The sequence below is a fragment of the Paenibacillus sp. FSL R5-0490 genome, from assembly GCF_001956215.1.
In the GTDB taxonomy this organism is placed as follows: domain Bacteria; phylum Bacillota; class Bacilli; order Bacillales; family Cytobacillaceae; genus Cytobacillus.
Map to the genome: position 1 here is coordinate 58,939 of NZ_MRTQ01000001.1, position 20,590 is coordinate 79,528.

At 42.0% G+C, this 20,590-nt stretch carries 17 protein-coding genes; 16 read left to right on the forward strand and 1 reads right to left on the reverse strand.

The genetic code is table 11. The annotated features are described in order from the left end of the window. Nucleotides 1-58 precede the first annotated feature (58 nt). Nucleotides 59-706: a thiamine diphosphokinase gene (locus BK139_RS00285; RefSeq protein WP_076255711.1), complete on the forward strand. Its 648-nt coding sequence runs from the start codon at nucleotides 59-61 to the stop codon at nucleotides 704-706. Between the two features lie 177 nt (nucleotides 707-883). Then, the gene (gene spoVM / locus BK139_RS00290; protein WP_019381739.1) at nucleotides 884-964 is read left to right on the forward strand and encodes a stage V sporulation protein SpoVM; all 81 of its coding nucleotides are present in this window, start codon (nucleotides 884-886) and stop codon (nucleotides 962-964) included. Between the two features lie 144 nt (nucleotides 965-1,108). Here spoVM and rpmB read toward each other — a convergent pair whose 3' ends face one another. After that, a complete protein-coding gene (rpmB, locus tag BK139_RS00295; RefSeq protein WP_019381740.1) occupies nucleotides 1,109-1,297 on the reverse strand; it encodes a 50S ribosomal protein L28 in 189 nt (62 codons plus the stop codon). Nucleotides 1,298-1,745: 448 nt separating this feature from the next. Here rpmB and BK139_RS00300 point away from each other — a divergent pair, with 448 nt between their 5' ends. The 14 genes from BK139_RS00300 to BK139_RS00365 all read left to right on the forward strand — a co-directional run bounded on the left by BK139_RS00300 (nucleotide 1,746) and on the right by BK139_RS00365 (nucleotide 20,278). Beyond that, nucleotides 1,746-2,108 (forward strand): Asp23/Gls24 family envelope stress response protein, encoded by a 363-nt coding sequence (locus tag BK139_RS00300; protein WP_009330806.1) that lies wholly within the window; start codon nucleotides 1,746-1,748, stop codon nucleotides 2,106-2,108. Between the two features lie 16 nt (nucleotides 2,109-2,124). Then, nucleotides 2,125-3,801 carry a DAK2 domain-containing protein gene (locus BK139_RS00305; RefSeq protein WP_076255712.1) on the forward strand — a complete coding sequence of 559 codons (1,677 nt, stop codon included), beginning with the start codon at nucleotides 2,125-2,127 and terminating at the stop codon, nucleotides 3,799-3,801. A gap of 229 nt (nucleotides 3,802-4,030) precedes the next feature. Beyond that, entirely contained in the window at nucleotides 4,031-6,079 is a 2,049-nt protein-coding gene (recG, locus tag BK139_RS00310; protein ID WP_076256220.1) for an ATP-dependent DNA helicase RecG, read from the forward strand. A gap of 111 nt (nucleotides 6,080-6,190) precedes the next feature. Then, nucleotides 6,191-6,751, forward strand: coding sequence for a transcription factor FapR (gene fapR, locus BK139_RS00315; protein ID WP_076255713.1), 561 nt, complete (start codon nucleotides 6,191-6,193; stop codon nucleotides 6,749-6,751). Nucleotides 6,752-6,771: 20 nt separating this feature from the next. Next, entirely contained in the window at nucleotides 6,772-7,776 is a 1,005-nt protein-coding gene (gene plsX, locus BK139_RS00320; RefSeq protein WP_076255716.1) for a phosphate acyltransferase PlsX, read from the forward strand. 26 nt (nucleotides 7,777-7,802) lie between these two features. Then, a complete protein-coding gene (fabD, locus tag BK139_RS00325; RefSeq protein WP_076255718.1) occupies nucleotides 7,803-8,750 on the forward strand; it encodes an ACP S-malonyltransferase in 948 nt (315 codons plus the stop codon). Continuing rightward, nucleotides 8,747-9,490 (forward strand): 3-oxoacyl-[acyl-carrier-protein] reductase, encoded by a 744-nt coding sequence (gene fabG, locus BK139_RS00330; protein WP_076255720.1) that lies wholly within the window; start codon nucleotides 8,747-8,749, stop codon nucleotides 9,488-9,490. Before fabD ends, fabG begins: the two co-directional genes overlap by 4 nt. Nucleotides 9,491-9,581: 91 nt before the next feature. Beyond that, the gene (locus BK139_RS00335) at nucleotides 9,582-9,815 is read left to right on the forward strand and encodes an acyl carrier protein (protein WP_009330799.1); all 234 of its coding nucleotides are present in this window, start codon (nucleotides 9,582-9,584) and stop codon (nucleotides 9,813-9,815) included. 566 nt (nucleotides 9,816-10,381) lie between these two features. After that, nucleotides 10,382-11,122, forward strand: coding sequence for a ribonuclease III (gene rnc, locus BK139_RS00340; protein WP_076255722.1), 741 nt, complete (start codon nucleotides 10,382-10,384; stop codon nucleotides 11,120-11,122). A 60-nt stretch (nucleotides 11,123-11,182) separates the two neighbouring features. Beyond that, nucleotides 11,183-14,749: a chromosome segregation protein SMC gene (smc, locus tag BK139_RS00345; RefSeq protein WP_076255724.1), complete on the forward strand. Its 3,567-nt coding sequence runs from the start codon at nucleotides 11,183-11,185 to the stop codon at nucleotides 14,747-14,749. 69 nt (nucleotides 14,750-14,818) lie between these two features. Further along, on the forward strand, nucleotides 14,819-15,820 hold the full coding sequence (ftsY, locus tag BK139_RS00350; RefSeq protein WP_076255726.1) for a signal recognition particle-docking protein FtsY: 1,002 nt from the start codon (nucleotides 14,819-14,821) through the stop codon (nucleotides 15,818-15,820). Between the two features lie 305 nt (nucleotides 15,821-16,125). Beyond that, the gene (locus BK139_RS00355) at nucleotides 16,126-18,501 is read left to right on the forward strand and encodes a hypothetical protein (RefSeq protein WP_076255728.1); all 2,376 of its coding nucleotides are present in this window, start codon (nucleotides 16,126-16,128) and stop codon (nucleotides 18,499-18,501) included. Continuing rightward, nucleotides 18,498-19,433, forward strand: a complete 936-nt coding sequence (locus BK139_RS00360) for an ABC transporter ATP-binding protein (RefSeq protein ID WP_076255730.1) — start codon at nucleotides 18,498-18,500, stop codon at nucleotides 19,431-19,433. Before BK139_RS00355 ends, BK139_RS00360 begins: the two co-directional genes overlap by 4 nt. After that, entirely contained in the window at nucleotides 19,430-20,278 is an 849-nt protein-coding gene (locus BK139_RS00365; protein ID WP_076255733.1) for an ABC transporter permease, read from the forward strand. Before BK139_RS00360 ends, BK139_RS00365 begins: the two co-directional genes overlap by 4 nt. Nucleotides 20,279-20,590: the final 312 nt, after the last annotated feature.

The window sequence follows — 20,590 nt, forward strand, 5'->3', positions numbered from 1 at the left end:
GGAATACAGCTGGCTTTTTGTCATATATAAGATACATTAATGAATGGAGCAATGTATAATGATTATCAATATTTTAGCTGGCGGCCCGGATGACTTGCTGCCTGATCTGCATTCGTTCAGTAATACAGCTGATATTTGGGTCGGAGTAGACAGAGGGGTGCTTACTCTAATTCAAAGCGGCATTCAGCCGGAAATGGCATTTGGTGATTTTGATTCTGTGTCGGATGAAGAGCTTTTACTCATTGAAGAAAATGTAAAAGAGCTGAACAGGTTCAAACCGGAGAAGGATGAAACGGACATGGAGCTTGCCTTGAATTGGGCACTCGGCCAAAAACCTGAAAAAGTCAGTTTGCTTGGTGCCACAGGCGGCAGGCTTGACCACTTATTCGCAAACATTCAGCTGTTAATAAAGCCTGCACTAGCGGAAGACTTTGTTCCTGTCGAAATTATTGACAAGTCTAATAAGATTTACATTAAGACTCCAGGTAAATACAGCATAAAGCAGCATTCAAATTTCAAATACATTTCGTTTGTTCCGATTACTATGGAAATTAAAGGCCTCACCCTGAGAAATTTCAAGTATCCACTGACAGATCGGACCGTCCCTGCCGGTTCTACTCTTTGTATCAGTAATGAACTTATTGATGATTGTGGTACTTTTTCTTTTACTGAAGGCATATTAATGGTTGTAAGAAGCAAGGATTAAGTGCCGGGCCGGTGCTTCCCTGCAAGATGCGGGAAAGCTGGATATGAGTCTTAGCATGAATTGCTTTCTGATCATTTTTTGTAATCATGAGTACTCATCTTTCATTATTTGAATAAGATGGTAAAGACGATTTAAGGACAGAATGGATGCGTAAGATCGTGAGGAGGGACACGAGTAATGAGATTTTATACAATCAAACTTCCTAAATTTTTAGGGGGCATTGTGCGTGCCATGTTAGGGACCTTCAAAAAGGGGTAGACACCCATAAATTAAAAAGAAAATAGCATCAAAACTTGGCACCTCACCTGGGGTGCTTTTATTTTTTGCCTAAATGGGGGAGAATGATAGTGGGTCAAAAAAGGAAAATAAAAAGGACATCCAAAAGGGATGTCCCTGAGCATGTTATACGCGCTCAACTTTACCTGATTTAAGTGCTCTTGCAGAAACCCAAACACGTTTAGGTTTACCGTCTACAAGAATACGTACCTTCTGAAGGTTAGCACCCCAAGTGCGCTTGTTAGCGTTCATTGCGTGAGAACGTGCGTTACCTGAAGTTGTTTTTTTACCAGTTACTACACATTTGCGTGGCATGTATGTTTCCCTCCTTACTAAAAGCATAAGCTGAAACTATTTTTCAATGCTTTCATCTGCAATAGTCAGATTCATCCATCTGAATTAATGCGGAATCCCTGTGCGGATTTCGACATTAAAAGATACTTTAATAATTTATCATACAACCCTTCTGATTGCAATAGTTTGCTTTCAAGAAAATTTCCTTGACATAGGGGGATGGAACATGAGCTATAATAGAGATGGAGAAGTATAACTTTCAATATCACAGCCCATATAGTAAAATATTATAAGGTATGCTTTAAGCTTTGAAGTTAGAAAGACCGCTGCCCAGCTAAAAAAGGTGAATTGTCTCTTGCCGGAAGGCTTAGCCTCCAGGATGCAATTCAGGGGAAAGCCAGCACTATCGTTAAGCGGCAGTGCCTGAAGAAGCTTTTATGAAAAGCAATTTCCAAAGGGGGAACGAACCATGTCCATCGAATTAAAAACAAATTTCGGGCAAATTGATATCTCTAATGACGTAATTGCAACAATCGCAGGCGGAGCAGCAGTTGACTGCTACGGCATCGTAGGAATGGCCTCTAAAAATCAAATTAAGGATGGTCTTACAGATATACTGCGAAAAGAGAATTTTACCCGTGGTGTAATTGTTCGCCAGGAAGAAGATGAAGTACATATCGATATGTATATTATTGTAAGTTACGGAACGAAAATTTCCGAGGTTGCCCACAATGTGCAATCTAAAGTGAAATACACCCTTGATAAAACAGTTGGGCTTAGCACTGACTCGGTTAATATTTACGTTCAGGGAGTTCGAGTAACGAACCCGTAGTGAGGAGGAAAGACTTGTGTCAAAAAAAGATTTAGATGGGAAGCTTTTTGCCGAAATGGTCATACAAGGAGCGAACCATTTATCTGCTAATGCAAAATTAGTGGATGCGTTAAATGTTTTCCCTGTTCCTGATGGAGACACAGGAACCAACATGAATTTGTCAATGACTTCCGGAGCAAAGGAAGTTAAAGCTAATATCCAGGAGCATATTGGAAAGGTAGGTTCTGCTCTTTCTAAAGGTTTGCTTATGGGAGCACGAGGGAACTCGGGAGTAATTCTCTCCCAGCTGTTCAGAGGCTTCTCAAAAGCGATTGAACATAAAGCTTCCATAAATGGAAAAGAGTTTGCTGATGCTCTGAATTCTGGTGTGGAGACGGCATATAAAGCTGTGATGAAGCCGGTTGAAGGAACGATCCTTACTGTTGCAAAAGATTCCGCTAAGAAAGCGGTTCAGGCTGCTAATCATGAAGATGATATTATCGTGATTATGGAGGAAGTTTTGAAAGAAGCAAGGGCTTCCCTAAACCGCACTCCAGATCTTCTTCCAGTCTTAAAAGAAGTAGGAGTTGTAGACAGCGGCGGCCAGGGCCTTGTGTTTGTATATGAAGGATTCCTTGCCGAGCTAAAGGGCGAAAAACTTCCTGATACACCGGCAGCCCTTCCAAAAATGGATGACCTGGTTAGCGCAGAACACCATAAAAATGTTCACAGTTTTATGAACACTGAGGATATTGAGTTCGGTTATTGCACTGAATTTATGGTCAAATTCGAAGATGAAAAGCTTTCTGCTAATCCTTTTTCAGAAGACAGATTCCGCCAGGACTTAAGCCAATATGGCGACTCACTTCTGGTGATTGCGGATGAGCAGCTTGTAAAAGTACATATCCACTCTGAACAGCCGGGAGATTGCCTGACATACGGACAGCGCTATGGCAGTTTAATCAATATGAAGATTGAAAACATGCGCCAGCAGCACACCAACTTAGTCGAAGACGTTCCTACACCTTTGGCTGCTCAGGCTAAGCCAAAAGAAAAGCAGGAGTACGGAATTGTGACAGTATCAATGGGCAGCGGCATCGCGGATCTTTTCCGAAGCATCGGCGCACATGCTGTCATTGAAGGCGGACAGACAATGAATCCCAGCACGGAAGATATTGTAAAAGCCATCAAAGAAGTAAATGCAAAAAAAGTAATCATTTTGCCAAACAATAAAAATATTATTATGGCTGCACAGCAGGCTGCAGAAGTGACTGAAGAAGAAGCAGTGGTTGTTCCTTCAAAGACTGTTCCTCAGGGAATGGCGGCACTTCTTGCCTTTAATCCAAGTGCTGAGCTTACAGAAAACGAAGAAGGCATGACAGATGCACTTCAGCATGTGAAAACTGGCCAAATCACGTTTGCTGTCCGTGATACAAGCATCGATGGCCTTGAGATCGAGAAAGATGATTTCATGGGCATTGCAGACGGCAAAATTGTTGTGAAAAACAAGAATAGAGTTCAGGCTGCCAAAGATCTTCTGGAAGGAATGATCGACGATGACTCTGAGATCCTTACCGTCTTAAAAGGTGAAGATGCAGCAGAAGAGGAAGTAGACTCACTTATCAGCTATATTAAAGATAAATATGATGATATTGAGGTTGAGCTTCATGATGGAAAACAGCCTCTATACTCTTTTATTTTCGCAATTGAATAACCAATAAACAAAGCGAGGGCCCAGCCTTCGCTTTTGTCCATTTTAAACCTTTATTAAATGCTTTGAAGCATGAGTTTTTATTTGGTTTAAGGTTACTTTCTTGCGTTTTTTAATCACAATGTGCTAGTTATAAAGCAGGCGCTTTAGAAGCCTGTATATAAAAGTAACGGAGCAGGGAGGGATGGCGGACTGCCTGAAAGAAAAAATAATAGGCAGCCGTTCAATAAACGTGAATCCAAATTTAATCCAGTCTGTTACAGCTGTTAAAGGCATTGGGGAGGAATCAGCCGAATTACTGGCTGAAATGAATATTTACACTGTAAAAGACTTGCTTGAATATTTTCCATATAGATATGAAGATTACAGGCTCAAGGACCTGGCAGAAATGAAGCATGATGAAAGAGTGACGGTTGAAGGAAAGGTTCACAGTGAACCTTCACTTGCTTATTACGGCAGGAAACGCTCCAGGCTCACTGTTCGGGTGCTTGTAGGACGGTATCTCATCCAAGTGATTCTGTTCAATCAGCCTTATCTGAAGAACAAAATTGTATTAAACGAAACGGTTACGGTGACTGGAAAATGGGACCAGCATCGGCAGGTGATTACAGCCAGTGAACTTAAATTAGGAAATGCCTCTGGCAATAAGGATTTTGAGCCGGTTTATGCTGTAAAAGGTAATGTCACGGTCAAGGGCATCAGGCGATTTATTAAACTGGCTTTCTCACAGTATGGAAATGACATATCAGAAACTTTGCCTGAAAAATATTTATTGCAATATAGACTATTGAATAGGCGAGATGCTGTGAGATCGCTTCATTTTCCCGCCAATGAACAGGAACTCAAGCAGGGAAGGCGGCGTTTTGTTTATGAGGAGTTTTTCTATTTTCAATTAAAAATGCAGGCACTAAGAAAGATTGAAAGAGAGCAGTCAAAAGGGGTTGCGCAGGCTTATGATCTTTCAAGGCTAATGGAGTTCATTGACTCACTGCCATTTGATTTAACCGGAGCACAAAAAAGAGTAGTTAATGAGATCATGTCTGATTTGAAATCTCCATACAGGATGAACAGGCTATTACAGGGGGATGTTGGTTCCGGCAAAACGGCAGTGGCGGCGATTGCTCTTTTCGCCAGCAGGACAGCAGGCTTTCAGGGAGCATTAATGGTCCCGACCGAAATTCTGGCAGAGCAGCATGCGGAATCTTTAAAGTCGATGCTCGAGCCGTTTGGGCTGAGATGTGAACTCCTGACAAGCTCTGTTAAAGGAAAGCGAAGAAGAGAAATTCTCCAGCTTTTAAAGGATGGAGAGATTGATGTTCTCATAGGCACACATGCACTTATCCAGGATGAAGTGGAATTTAATAAACTGGGACTTGTCATTACTGATGAGCAGCATAGATTTGGGGTAGGGCAGCGACGGATACTCAGGGAAAAAGGGGAAAATCCTGATGTTCTGTTCATGACTGCAACGCCAATCCCAAGAACATTGGCCATTACCGTTTTTGGTGAAATGGATGTATCCATCATAGATGAAATGCCGGCAGGACGAAAAGCAATTGAAACCTATTGGGCAAAACCTGAAATGCTGGACAGGGTCCTGGGTTTTATGGAAAAGGAGCTTTCAGCAGGTCAGCAGGTTTATGTGATCTGCCCGCTTATTGAGGAATCAGACAAATTGGATGTTCAAAACGCTATAGATGTCCATGCGACTTTGATGCATCATTTTCATGGCCGTTATGATGCCGGACTCATGCATGGCAGGCTTCATCCGGATGAAAAGGAAAGTGTTATGAAAGCTTTCAGCCGTAATGAAACTCAGGTTCTTGTTTCGACGACGGTTGTTGAGGTGGGTGTAAATGTTCCAAATGCAACGATGATGGTGATCTATGATGCGGAGCGGTTTGGACTTGCACAGCTGCATCAGCTGAGGGGCAGGGTAGGAAGAGGAGATAAACAATCGTATTGTGTGCTTCTGGCTGACCCGAAATCGGAAGTTGGAAAAGAACGCATGAAAATCATGACAGAAACCAATGATGGCTTTGCCCTAAGTGAAAAGGACCTTGAGCTTCGGGGTCCTGGAGACTTTTTCGGAAGAAAGCAAAGCGGGCTCCCGGAATTTAAAGTCGCTGATATGGTCCATGATTACCGCGCACTCGAAACCGCCAGAAATGATGCCTCCATGCTAGTGGAATCGGATGAATTCTGGCACTCGGATGAGTACCTGCCTTTACGGCAATACTTAAAGGAAGCAGGAGTGCTGGAAGGGGAAAAACTGGACTAGAAATAAGGTATTCAGAGCGGATTGCAGAAAAGTTCTTTCTTGCAATCTGCTTTTTTTGATTATATACTACTATTAGTACCTAGTCTTAATATCTCGGACGGTGGGATTTTAATGAAAAGAAACAAAAAAGAACGTCAAGCATTATTAACGGACACCATAAAAGAAAATCCTTTTGTCACGGACGAGGAACTTGCGGACAAGTTCTCTGTCAGCGTCCAGACAATCAGGCTCGATCGGCTGGAATTATCAATTCCGGAATTGCGTGAGCGAATCAAGCATGTTGCCGAGAAAAGTTTTGAGGATGAAGTGCGATCTTTACCAATAGAAGAAATAATCGGTGAAATAATAGATATAGAATTGGATAAAACGGCGATATCCATTTTCGATGTAAAAAGTGAACATGTCTTCAAGCGTAATGGAATTGCCCGGGGCCACCACCTGTTTGCACAGGCCAACTCACTGGCGGTCGCCGTCATAAATGATGAGCTGGCATTAACGGCAAAAGCCAATATTCAATTTACAAGGCCAGTGAGATTAAATGAACGTGTCATCGCAAAAGCAAAAGTCCTTACAATAGATATTGACAGCGGAAGGACAATGGTTGAAGTCAATAGCTTTGTCAATAACGAACAGGTATTCAAGGGAGAATTTGACATGTTCAGAAAAAAATAATCATTAAAGGATGAAGCATCATGAAAATTGCCATAGACGCAATGGGTGGCGACAATGCCCCAAAGGAAATTGTCCTTGGGGCAATGAAAGCTGCCGCAGAATTTAAAGATGTACATATCACCCTTGTAGGTGATGAGTCAAAAATAAACCAATACCTTACTTCAAATGAGCGAATTGATATACTACATACAGATGAAGTCATCTTGCCGGATGATGAGCCGGTGAGAGCTGTACGCAGAAAGAAAAAAGCATCCATGGTGCTTGCAACGCAGCTTGTCACAGATGGCAATGCGGATGCATGCATTTCTGCAGGAAATACGGGTGCTCTTATGGCCGCAGGGCTTTTTGTGGTAGGAAGGATTGAGGGCATTGAACGCCCGGCATTGTCACCTACGCTTCCGACAATAGACGGAGAAGGGTTCCTTTTGCTGGATGTAGGGGCGAATGTGGACGCAAAGCCGGAGCATCTTCTTCAATATGCAATTATGGGATCTATATATACCGAAAAGGTCCGGGGTGTTGCCAATCCGAGAGTAGGCCTTCTAAATATCGGAACGGAAGAGAAAAAAGGCAATGAGCTGGCAAAAAATACATTTGATCTGCTGAAGAATGCGGATATCAACTTTATCGGCAATGTGGAAGCCCGCGATTTGCTTGAGGGAGCTGCAGATGTGGTCGTGACAGATGGATTTACCGGCAATATGGTGCTCAAGACAATTGAGGGTACTGCTCTATCTGTATTTAAAATGCTAAAAACAGCACTGACCAGCAGCTTTAAAACAAAATTGGCAGCAGCAGCCTTAAAGCCTGATTTATACCAGCTGAAATCCAAAATGGATTATTCCGAATACGGCGGTGCCGGTTTATTTGGATTAAAGGCGCCGGTTATCAAGGCGCATGGCTCTTCAGATGCAACAGCTTTATACAGTGCTGTGAGGCAGACCAGGAACATGGTCGAAAACAATGTCGCTGATACGATTAAGGAAGCGGTTGAAAAAGAAGCCAATAAAACAGCTCTTCAATAAACATTTTAAACTTGGGGGGAAGCATGATGGGTAAAATCGCCTTTTTATTCCCTGGGCAGGGATCCCAGACGGCAGGAATGGGGAAAGCCTTAGCTGAACAGGATGAAAAAGTAAAATCATACTTCGAGAGTGCCGATCAAAAACTTGGCTTTTCATTATCGAAACTTATTTTTGAAGGGCCTCAGGACAAATTGACGTTAACAACAAACGCACAGCCTGCACTATTGACTACTGGCATTGCCATTCTCGATTATTTTAAAAGATCTGGTATAACACCTGATTTTGTTGCGGGACATAGCCTTGGTGAGTATACTGCACTAGTCGCTGCGGAAGCTATATCCTTTGAGGATGGGGTATATGCTGTCCGTAAGCGGGGCGAATTCATGGAAGAAGCCGTTCCTAATGGCGAGGGAACAATGGCTGCTGTATTGGGCCTCGACAGGGACAAGCTTACTGCAGTTACAGAAGAGGTTACTGCAGGAGGAAATCCGGTGCAGCTTGCAAACCTGAACTGTCCTGGACAAATTGTCATTTCAGGTTCAAAAGCAGGCGTGGAACTGGCTTCTCTAAAGGCTAAAGAAGAAGGTGCCAAGCGTGTGCTTCCGCTGGAGGTAAGCGGCCCTTTCCATTCCCAATTAATGAAGCCTGCTGCGGAGAAGTTCAGGGGAATCCTTGATGAAATTGAGATTAAAGATGCAAAGGTTCCTGTCATTGCCAATGTAACAGCTTCTGAAATGACATCTGCTTCAGAAATAAATGGCAGATTGATTGAACAGCTGTATTCTCCTGTGCTCTGGGAGGATTCAATCCGCAGGATGATAGAGCTTGGAGTGGATACATTTATAGAAATAGGGCCAGGAAAAGTACTGTCAGGCTTAGTGAAAAAGGTAGATCGTTCCCTTAAAACGTATGCCGTTTCAGATGCAGAATCATGCCAGGCAGTTACAGAATCCTTGAAGGAGGAATTGAGATGAAGCTAGAGGGAAAAGCCGCTTTAGTAACAGGAGCTTCCCGCGGAATCGGAAGAGAAATCGCTTTAGGTCTTGCCAGGCAAGGTGCAGATATTGCGGTTAACTACTCCGGAAGTATGGCTGCGGCGAACGAAGTCGTTGATGAAATAAAGGCATTAGGCAGAAATGCTTTTGCTATCCAATGCGATGTGTCAAATAGTGATTCCGTGACAAGCATGGTAAAAGAAACAGTAGAAAAGTTTGGCAAGCTTGATATTCTGGTTAATAATGCGGGGATTACGAGGGACAACCTGCTTATGAGAATGAAGGAAGACGAATGGGATGATGTTATTAACATTAATCTGAAAGGTGTTTTCCTATGTACAAAAGCTGTTACAAGGCAGATGATGAAACAGCGCAGCGGCCGCATTATCAATATTTCATCCATTGTCGGTGTCAGCGGAAATCCTGGACAGGCTAACTATGTCGCTGCCAAATCAGGGGTTATCGGTCTGACAAAAACCTCAGCAAAGGAACTTGCATCAAGAGGGATAACAGTCAATGCCATTGCACCAGGCTTCATCACAACTGATATGACGGATAAGCTGAACGAGGATGTAAGGGATCAGATGCTAAAACAAATCCCATTGGCACGCTTCGGCGATCCTGCAGATATTGCAAATGTAGCAGTGTTTCTAGCTTCAGAGGACAGCCGTTATATGACAGGGCAAACACTGCATGTTGATGGCGGAATGGTCATGTAATTTGTAACAGGGTTGTAATGCAAAATTTTTTATAAAAGCTTTCAATAAAGGCTAAAAATAATCTATAATACTTGAGGGGAGGTGAACAAGCATGGCAGAAGTATTAGAACGTGTAACAAAGATCATCGTGGACCGTCTTGGTGTTGAAGAGTCTGAAGTGAAATTGGAGGCTTCTTTCAAAGATGATCTAGGTGCTGATTCCCTTGATGTAGTAGAATTAGTAATGGAATTAGAAGATGAGTTCGACATGGAAATTTCTGACGATGACGCTGAGAAAATCGCAACAGTCGGTGACGCTGTAAATTACATAAAAGCTAGCCAATAATCGTTAGTAGAACCACTCTGCAGTGAGGGAATCCCCCCTCACTGCAGCAATTTTTTCAGATGTTTACTGTCCGGTGTTACCTGCAGCATCGAAAGGGCAGCTTGGAATTAGGCTTTCAGCCTTTAGCAGGTGACTGTGGACAGTAAATACGATTCTCAAAAGCTCCGTTTGATAACGGGGCTTTCTTCTGTGAAAATGGCCGTAACCATATGAAACATAAAATTGCTTTATATCCAAGTTTTTTTGCGTTTTTCCTCTTTATTACGTAAAATTAGGGAAGACCAATTATTTAGATTTTATGAATGTAAGTTTCCTTAAGCCTTATGGCTTTTGGGCATTTATTTATATTTTTCGTTGAGTTGATTGGAGCGGAAGGTGCGAGATCCTCGAAAATGCTGCCGCATTTTCTTCGTGCGGTGTTCTTTCGAGGAGGCTCACCGCCCGCCCCGCGGAAAGCGAGTACCTGTAGCGGAAATCAACGGGCATAGTTCAAAACTAAAAACTCAATATTTTTGAAATGAGCCTATTATTAAAAAGAATATTAATTTTAGCAAGGTGGATGCAATATGCGCAGCAATAAAGATAAAGAAAGAAAATCATTTCGCGCAATCGAAAAACAATTTAAAGAATTCCAGACGGAAATCGGAATTCACTTTGAAAATGAAAAATTACTAAAACAAGCTTTTACCCATTCATCCTATGTGAATGAGCACCGGAGAAAGCCTTATGAAGACAATGAAAGACTGGAATTCCTGGGGGATGCCGTCCTCGAATTGACTGTTTCAAAATTCCTTTACCTTAAATATCCGATGATGAGCGAGGGTGAATTAACAAAGCTGAGGGCTGCGGTTGTCTGTGAACCATCCCTGGTCTCATTTGCCCACGAATTGTCATTTGGCAGCCTGGTGCTCCTTGGTAAAGGGGAGGAAATGACAGGAGGAAGAACCCGTCCAGCCCTGCTTGCAGATGTATTTGAAGCCTTTATAGGTGCATTGTACCTGGATAAAGGATTAGATACAGTTGTCGGTTTTTTGGAAAAAGTTATTTTTCCAAAGATTGATTCAGGTGCTTTTTCGCATGTGATGGATTTTAAAAGCCAGCTGCAGGAGCTTGTGCAGCGGGATGGTGCAGGTGCAATTGAATATAAAATCCTTCAGGAAAAGGGGCCTGCCCACAATCGTGAATTTGTTTCCACTGTTTCTCTAAATAGCAGGGAACTTGGGACAGGCACTGGCCGGTCAAAGAAAGAAGCCGAACAGCATGCGGCCCAAATGGCTCTTGAGGTATTAAAAAATCATATAAAGTGAAACATTTTCTAACTCTGACATCAAAGAGCAGAAACATGAGGAGACAGAGGGGGACCAAGGTTGTTTTTAAAAAGGCTTGATGTTATTGGATTTAAGTCGTTTGCTGAGCGGATAACGGTTGATTTTGTTCCAGGCGTCACAGCAGTTGTCGGTCCGAATGGAAGCGGGAAAAGCAATATTACTGATGCCATCCGCTGGGTATTAGGTGAACAATCAGCTAAGTCCCTTCGCGGTGCGAAAATGGAGGATGTCATTTTTGCGGGCAGTGATTCCCGGAGAGCACAGAATTTTGCAGAGGTGACACTGACGCTTGATAATGCCGATCAGGGTCTGCCGATCGACTATAGCGAAGTCAGTGTTACCAGAAGGGTCTACCGATCCGGAGACAGTGAATACCTGATCAATAAGCAAACATGCAGACTTAAAGATATTGTAGATTTATTTATGGATTCAGGCCTTGGCAGGGAAGCTTTTTCAATCATAAGCCAGGGCAGAGTTGAAGAAATTCTAAACAGCAAAGCTGAAGAACGCCGGACTATATTTGAAGAAGCGGCTGGCGTACTTAAATACAAGACAAGAAAGAAAAAGGCGGAAGGCAAGCTATCTGAAACCCAGGATAACTTAAACAGGGTGAATGATATTCTTCATGAACTGGAAACCCAGGTAGAGCCTTTAAAAATACAGGCCTCAATCGCAAAAGATTATCTGCAGCAGAAAGAAGAGCTGGAGAAAATAGAGGTTGCCCTTACCGTTTATGAGATCGAGGACCTGCATTCAAAATGGGAGCAGCTTTCACGTCAGCTCGAGCTGCATACCGAAGATGAAATGAAACTCTCTGCCGTTATCCAAAACAAAGAAGCGAAAGTGGAAGAGTTAAAGGATCATATTGCTGCAATTGATGAATCAGTCAATGATCTGCAGGATGTCCTCCTTCATGCCAGTGAAGAGCTGGAAAAACTGGAAGGCAGAAAAGAAGTGCTCAAAGAGCGAAAGAAAAATGCCACCCAGAATAAAGACCAGCTTCATAGAAATATGAAAGAACTTACCATGAAGATTGCTGAGTTAAAAGAGCAGAAAGAAAAGCACTCGGCTCTCAGGGGAAAAGTGAAGGCAGAAGCTGTTAAGCTTCAAAAAGCATTAAAGGAAAAGCAGGAGCAGCTCAAACTATTCAGTGAAAATACAGAAGAAAAAATAGAGTCACTGAAAAGTGATTATATTGAAGTGCTGAACAGCCAGGCAGCTTCAAGGAATGAATTGCAGAATATTGATCAGCAGCTGAGTCAGCAGGGGCAGCGCAGTTCAAGGCTTGAAATGGATAATGAAAAATATATTGCTGACCGCAAGAAAAATGAAGAGAAAAAACAAAAGATACAATCCAATCTTGAAAACCTGCAAAAGGAATTAGAAAATCAAGTTCATTTATTCCGTAATGAAGACCGCAAGCTTGAATCATTAAAGAATAATTATCAAAAGCAGGAAAAAACCTTGTATCAGGCTTATCAATATTTGCAGCAGGCGAAATCCCGCCAGGAAATGCTTGAAGAAATGGAAGAGGATTTTTCGGGTTTTTTCCAAGGAGTAAAAGAAGTATTGAAAGCAAGAGGCAGCAAGCTGCAGGGAATAGAAGGAGCCGTAGCGGAATTAATTCAGGTGCCAAAAGAATACGAAACTGCGATTGAAACAGCTCTCGGCGGTGCCATGCAGCATATCATTGTACAGGATGAACAGGACGGAAGAAGTGCCATCCAATTCCTGAAGAAGAATTCATACGGCAGAGCCACATTCCTGCCTTTAAGTGTAATTAAGGGGAAGAAGCTGAATACCATGCAAATGCAGTCGGTTCAAGCCCACCCTGCCTTTATTGGTGAAGCTGCTTCACTGATAGAATTTGAAGAGAGGCACCAGCCTGCTATCGAGAGCTTGCTTGGCAATGTGGTTATTGCCCGGGATCTTAAAGGTGCCAATGAACTTGCGAAGCTGCTTCAATACCGTGTGAGGCTCGTAACAATTGACGGAGATGTGGTTAATCCCGGCGGATCCATGACCGGTGGAGCTGTGAAACAAAAAAGTACTTCAATTCTTTCCCGTAAAGGTGAACTTGAAGAGCTGAAGTCCAGAATAAAGGATATGGAATCCAAAACAGCAAATCTCGAAAAGCAAGTAAAACTGCAAAAAAGTGAAATTCAAAAACAGGATTTACGCATTGAACAGCTTAGAAAAACAGGCGAAGAGCTTCGTTTGATGGAACAGAAGGTAAAAGGAGAACTTTTAGAAGCAGAGTTTGAAGAGAAAAGCATTAATGAGCGTCTATCCCTTTATGATATGGACAAAGCACAGTTTTCGCAAGATATAGAGAGACTGCTGGCAAGAAAAAGCGAGCTTTCAGTTTTATTGGAACAGCAGCAAAAGCAAATCACTAATCTTGATCAGGAGATCAAAGCATTAACAGAAAGAAAAAACACCCAGCAGACTTCAAAGGAAACTGTAGTATCTGAAATTAATGAGCTGAAAATTAGCTTCGCTTCCAAAAGTGAGCAGCTGAACCATGCTGAGGACAAGCTGGCCGCTATAAATTCTGAGCTTGCTGTTACCCAGGATAAGCTGAAAACCATTAAAGAAGATTTAGAATTGCTTTCATCCGAAATGACAAACAGCTCTTCAGGTGAACAGCATCTGGAAGAAGCAGCACAGCGAAAACTGAGGGAAAAGAATGAAACGCTTGAACTAATTGCTTCAAGAAGGAATGAGCGATTAAAACTCCAAGCATCTTTAGAGGACCTTGAGCTTGAGGCGAAAGAATTAAAACGTCAGCATAAAGGCCTTATAGAAGTGCTGAAAGATGAGGAAGTTAAACAGAACAGGCTGGATGTTGAGCTTGAGAATAGGCTGAATCATTTAAGGGAAGAATACCTGCTGTCTTTTGAAGCGGCTAAAGAAGAATACCCGCTGCAAATTGAAATTGAGGAAGCGCGAAAAAGAGTAAAACTTATAAAGCTGGCTATCGAGGAACTTGGTGCAGTAAATCTCGGGGCAATAGAGGAATATGAAAGAGTATCGGAACGCTTTGAATTCCTGCTTGAGCAAAAAACAGACCTTCAGGAAGCAAAAGATACATTATTCCAGGTAATTGATGAAATGGATGTAGAAATGAAAAGGCGATTTGAAGAAACATTTGAAGGGATCCGTTTTCATTTTGAGTCGGTTTTCCAATCTTTATTCGGCGGCGGCAGAGCGGATTTACGCTTGACCCAGCCTGAAGATTTATTGAATACAGGTGTGGAAATTGTCGCACAGCCGCCAGGCAAGAAATTGCAGAACCTCGGATTATTATCTGGGGGAGAAAGAGCACTTACAGCCATTGCTTTACTGTTTTCCATTTTGAAAGTACGGCCTGTTCCATTCTGTATTCTTGATGAAGTTGAGGCTGCTTTGGATGAAGCGAATGTCCAAAGGTTCAGCCAATACTTAAAAAGATACAGTGCAGAAACCCAGTTCATCGTTATCACCCACAGAAAAGGAACAATGGAAGAAGCAGATGTCCTTTACGGTGTGACCATGCAGGAATCCGGTGTCTCCAAACTGGTATCTGTGCGTCTGGAAGAAAGCAGAGAATTAATTACTCAATAGCAGGCTTAGTGCGGAACCGCGTGAAGCATTGTTCCGCACTTATACATATTGGATTAAGGAAGTGAAAACATGAGTTTCTTTAAAAAACTAAAAGAAAAAATCACAATGCAGACAGATAGTGTTACTGAAAAGTTTAAAGACGGATTAACCAAAACCCGCGATAATTTTTCAAATAAGGTAAATGACCTTGTTTCAAGATACCGGAAAGTGGATGAGGAATTTTTCGAGGAACTGGAAGAAATCTTAATTGGGGCGGATGTAGGTTTTGACACTGTCATGGAACTGGTGGATGAGCTGAGAAGAGAAGTAAAGCGCAAGAATATTCAGGATCCGCGCGAAGTTCAGGCAGTAATATCCGAGAAGCTTGTAGACATTTATGACAGCGCAGGCGAAACTTCTACAGAAATAAATATACAGACCGATGGACTTACGGTTATCCTGTTTGTTGGTGTTAACGGTGTAGGAAAAACAACGACAATCGGAAAACTTGCCCATAAGTTCAAAAGTGAAGGGAAAAATGTCCTTCTTGCAGCAGGTGATACTTTCCGTGCAGGAGCGATTGAACAGCTTGAGGTGTGGGGCGAACGTGTCGGAGTTGATGTCATTAAGCAGGGAGCCGGTTCTGATCCTGCAGCTGTCATGTATGATGCTGTTCAGTCTGCAAAGTCGCGCAAGGCCGATATTTTAATCTGTGATACAGCGGGACGTCTCCAAAATAAAGTTAATTTGATGAAAGAATTGGAAAAGGTAAAGCGTGTAATTGAAAGAGAAGTACCTGGTGCCCCGCACGAGGTATTGCTTGTTCTTGACGCTACTACCGGACAAAACGCCATGATTCAGGCTAAAACCTTCAAGGAAGCAACAGATGTTTCCGGTATTGTTCTTACAAAGCTGGATGGTACTGCAAAAGGCGGCATCGTACTGGCAATCAGAAATGAGCTGGAAATACCTGTGAAATTCGTAGGTTTAGGTGAAAAAATGGATGACCTGCAGGAATTTAATGCAGAACAATATGTCTATGGACTCTTTGCCGACATAGTTGAAAAAGAAGCAGAAGAAGAGGAAGAATAAAAATATTACTGATCAAACAGCCTGAGAATTCGTTCTCAGGCTGTTTTTTATATTATAGAAATAGAATGAAAATAAAAAATAGTTTAAAAAGTGCGATTTATAGTGTAAAATTACACTATAATACTGCTGTTCTTCATCAAGATTAACCTGTAAAACAAATTATTTTAATATCCTCAGGAACTTTTTGTCATTAAGCTGCGTCTATACAATGGAAGAAGTTATCAGGCTGGCAATAATTTATAGTTATAAAAGCTGCCTATAAATATAAAAAGCTAATATTTACGATATTTAAAGGGGAGATTGGGTTGCACGGTAAATTAAAAGTAATCATTATGGTTTTATTCTGCTTTGTATTAATGTTTCATCCATTCCAATCAGCAGAAGCTGCCGGTACAGGCATTAAAGTTACTCTCGATGAGGGCTTTGGCGGAAAAGTAAAAAGAGGAGAGGGATTTCCCCTGCGTATAAAGATGGAAAACTCAGGTGAATCATTTAGCGGTGATTTGCTGATAAGTTACCATCCATCCTACAATACCAGTGGTGCGGTTTCTGTAAAAGTAGAGCTGCCTGCCGGAACAGCTAAGGAGTATCTGGTTTCCATACCTGGAATGACGGAGGACCACCCCTCCATGTATCAGAACATTCCATTGCTGACTCTTTATGAAGGAGATTGGGAAGACGGAAAAAAAGTTAGTTTTAAAGGAGAAAATACACTAAAACCTAAATTTATAGATATGGCTACTGAAGTAATTGGAGTTCTAAGTGAAAACTATGACCGTGTAAAAGAGCTTCGGACACTTCCTTCTAAATCGCTGCTTGAACTTAAAGGGGAAGATTTGCCGGATGATGCAACAGGTCTGGAGACACTCGATTACTTGCTTATTGATGAATTTAAGGTTTCCCAGCTTAGTGAAAAACAGCAAAAAGCTATAAGGGACTGGATATTCAGTGGTGGAACACTGATTGCCGGAGGAGGACCAGATGCAAGCGGCTCCTATGGAAATTTATATTCACTTCTGCCGATGAAATCAGAAAATGAGGCATCCGCCCCAGTCAAATTCCTGCAGCCGGCAAAGGGAGATGAGCCAAAATTTGATGAGCTCAACTTCTTCACTGGTCCGGTTGATAAGAGTGCAGAAGTTATTGCAAAAAGCGGCGATCTCCCTGCAGCGTTGAAAAAGGAGTATGGAAGCGGGACAATTTTACAGACAGCTTTTTCACTTGGGGATGAGCCTTTATCTTCATGGCAGGGATATGATACATGGTTTGAAGACTATATGAAACAGGCATCAGGTTCAGGCATTGGATCGAGCCCCTATTCACAGGATTATCTCGACCAGCTTTATTGGGAATTTGCAGAAATAAATGAATTCTTTCCTGCATCCAATTTTTCAGTCGGACAGCTTATAGGACTTTTTGCCGGTTATATTATTCTAATAGTGCCTGTGCTTTATTTTGTGTTAAGAAAGCTTGATAAACGGGAGCATTCCTGGTGGATCATTCCTTCTATAGCCATTTTAATGGGGGCAGCTGTCTTTGGAATGGGGGCAAAAGACAGAATTTCTCAGCCGCAGCTGAACCAGATGGGGATATATAAAGTGAATAACAATCTGCTTACCGGTTATCAGGCTTCAACCCTGCTGTCAAATAAAAGCGGTGAATACATCCTCTCAATGCCAAAAGGTGAATATAATGCTGTGGTTTATTCAAACAATTCCACGTCATCTGACCCGCTTAGAGGCGGAATCTTGGCTGAAAGAGTAAAAAACAATGAGATAATTTTCCCGGAGGTAGAATATTGGTCATCCAAAACCATTTACGGAAAAGCTCAAACAGAAATAAATGGGAAATTGACTGCAGATATCACCCTTAAAGAAAAAAGATTAACAGGAACAATCCAAAACCAAAGTGACTTTGATTTTGAAGAATTATATATTTGGTCAGGAAATGAAGCAATTAAACTGGGTTCAATCAAAAAAGGTGAGACCATTAAAGTAGATAAAGCCACAAAACAGTCCCTTCTGAGCAGACCGTACGGAGGAGCATTTAATGGAGGAAATCCGGCCAATAGCCAAAATGATATTAATAAATTGAGAAGAGAAAAGCTTCAATATGCTTCCAATACATTTCTGCTGGAAGATCTTGCACAGCCAGTCCTTGCAGGAATTACAAGAGAATCTGTCATTGATGTAACCATGAAAGGGAAGAAAGCAAAACAGAATAACACCAATCTGATTATTCAGCCATTTGAGGCCAAAAATGAGTTTTCCGGCGAATTTACATTGAAGGATGGCATGATGGCAGCTGATTGGAATGTGATTAAGGGACAGATTTATGAAAAAGGCATGGATAGCACGAGTGGTGAAATGATGCTCGAAGATGGAGAATATGAATATTCTCTAAGCCTTCCGAAGCAGCTTAAGGAGAAAACCTATAAACTGGAAGAAATTTCGGTAAGGATTAATAGCCAAAACGTACAGTATTCATTAAAAAACCATAAAACAGGTGAATGGCTGCCGATTGAACCCGATCAAAGGAGCTTAAAGCTGACAAGTAAAGATGACTTGTCACAGTATGTCTCAAAAGAGGGGCAATTTATTTTAAAGCTTATTAAATCTTCACAGGGAGATCCATTCGTTCCATTGCCGGCTGTAACAATAAAAGGGGAGGTGGCGAAATGATCGAAATAATAGATTTAACGAAACAATATGGAAAATTCACAGCACTTGATTCCTTAAATCTTACTATTGAAAAAGGCAGTGTCTTTGGTTTTGTCGGACAGAATGGTGCAGGAAAATCCACAACCTTTTCCATTTTGGCAACACTGCTTGCCCCAACTTCGGGATCGGCTTATGTAAACGGGTTTGATGTGCAAAAGGAGCCAAAGCTCGTACGAAAGCAAATTGGCTATATGCCGGACTTCTTCGGGGTTTATGATCAGCTTAAGGCTGATGAGTACCTTCACTTCTACGGTGCAAGTTACGGTATTCCATTCGCAGAACGCGAGAAGCTGATTCCCCAGCTGCTGGACCTTGTCAACTTGTCACATAAAAGAGATTCATATGTGGACCTTCTATCGAGAGGGATGAAACAGCGTCTATGCCTGGCAAGATGCCTGATTCATGACCCTGAAGTGCTGATTCTGGATGAACCTGCATCAGGACTTGACCCGCGGGCAAGGGTAGAAATGAGGGAAATATTAAAAGAATTGAAAAGTATGGGCAAGACGATTTTAATATCTTCACATATTCTGCCTGAGCTTGCAGAAATGTGCGATACCATCGGCATTATTGATCAGGGTAAACTTGTGGCTCAGGGGTCTGTTGCTGATATCCAGTCGCAGCTTAGAGGAGAAAGGCTGATTCTTGTAAAAGTTCATGGAAATGCTGAAAATGCCATCTCCTTTTTCGAAGATGATCCAAATATTTTTAAATTATCTTTGCTGGAGGACGGGTTATCTTTTCGGTTTATTTATAAAGGGACGCCTGAACAGCAAACAGAACTTCTTAAAAGAGCCATATTAAGTAATCTGGCCATCACCAGCTTTGCAGAAGCGGAAACAGATCTGGAAGATGTCTTTATGGAAATTACAAAGGGAGTTGAGCTGACATGAAGAATTTAGTCGTAAATCCTGTACTGAATAAAGAATTTAAGCTCCGCTTCCGAAGCTTTAAAAGTTACCTTGGGGTCCTATTTTACCTCTTGGCATTAGGGCTTATCATTGTTGGATTCATTTTTATTGAATCACTGTCAAACAACATGCAGGGCTTTTTTAAACCGGAACAGAGCCGGACAATGTTTATGGTTTTATCTATATTGCAGCTATGCCTGATTCTATTTATTACCCCTGGATTAACAGCAGGCGTTATCAGCAGTGAAAGAGAGAGGCAGACCTTAAATATCATGCTCACGACGACTCAAAGCTCCTCAAGCATAATATTAAGCAAGCTGATCTCTTCCATTTCATATTTAATTCTGCTGATTGCGGCAAGTTTGCCTCTTTATAGCTTTGTGTTTTTATTTGGAGGTATTTCTCCAGGCCAGCTGCTTACGACAATGGGATTTTATTTGTTTACAATCGTGGTTTTCGGAAGCATTGGGGTCTTATTTTCAACGCTAATCAGAAAAACCATTGTCTCGATGGTTACCACCTATGGGGTTACTTTATTCTTAGCAGGCGGAACGGCTTTCCTTGCTTTAATTTTTATGCAATTAACAAATGCATATGGGTATACTGGAACTCAGCCGACGAATCCGCTGGCATATTTCCCGGCTATGCTCAATCCGGTCATTATTCTGATGAGTACCTTTGAGCCGGAAATGACCAATGAAATTACAAGATCAACAGGCATTGAATTTCCTTTGTGGATTTCATACTTAATTTCATATACTTTGATTTTCATTGGAGCTGTGCTGCTTAGCATTAAAAAACTCCGTCCCAATATGAAAAAAGGTTAGCAGTTTATCGCAGTCTAACGGGCAGTAAGACCCCCACTTCAAGACTAAAAGGAATCAAAGGAGGAAAAGTGAGTCAAACTGCCCAATCCAGCTGCGGCTCCTAGGGGCTCGAGGTCATAAGCCAATCAGCTGATGGGAAGAAAAGCACTTCCCGCCATCTGCTCGTCTTATGCTTGTCACCCCTAGGCAAGTCGCCTCGCTTTATAATGTAAAGGCCCGAAAGAAGGACAAAGACTAAGAACGCCACGTCCTCCCAAAAGCTACCGCTTTCGGTCGTGCGATGCTCATGCTGACGAAGCCTTCCTTGTCCTG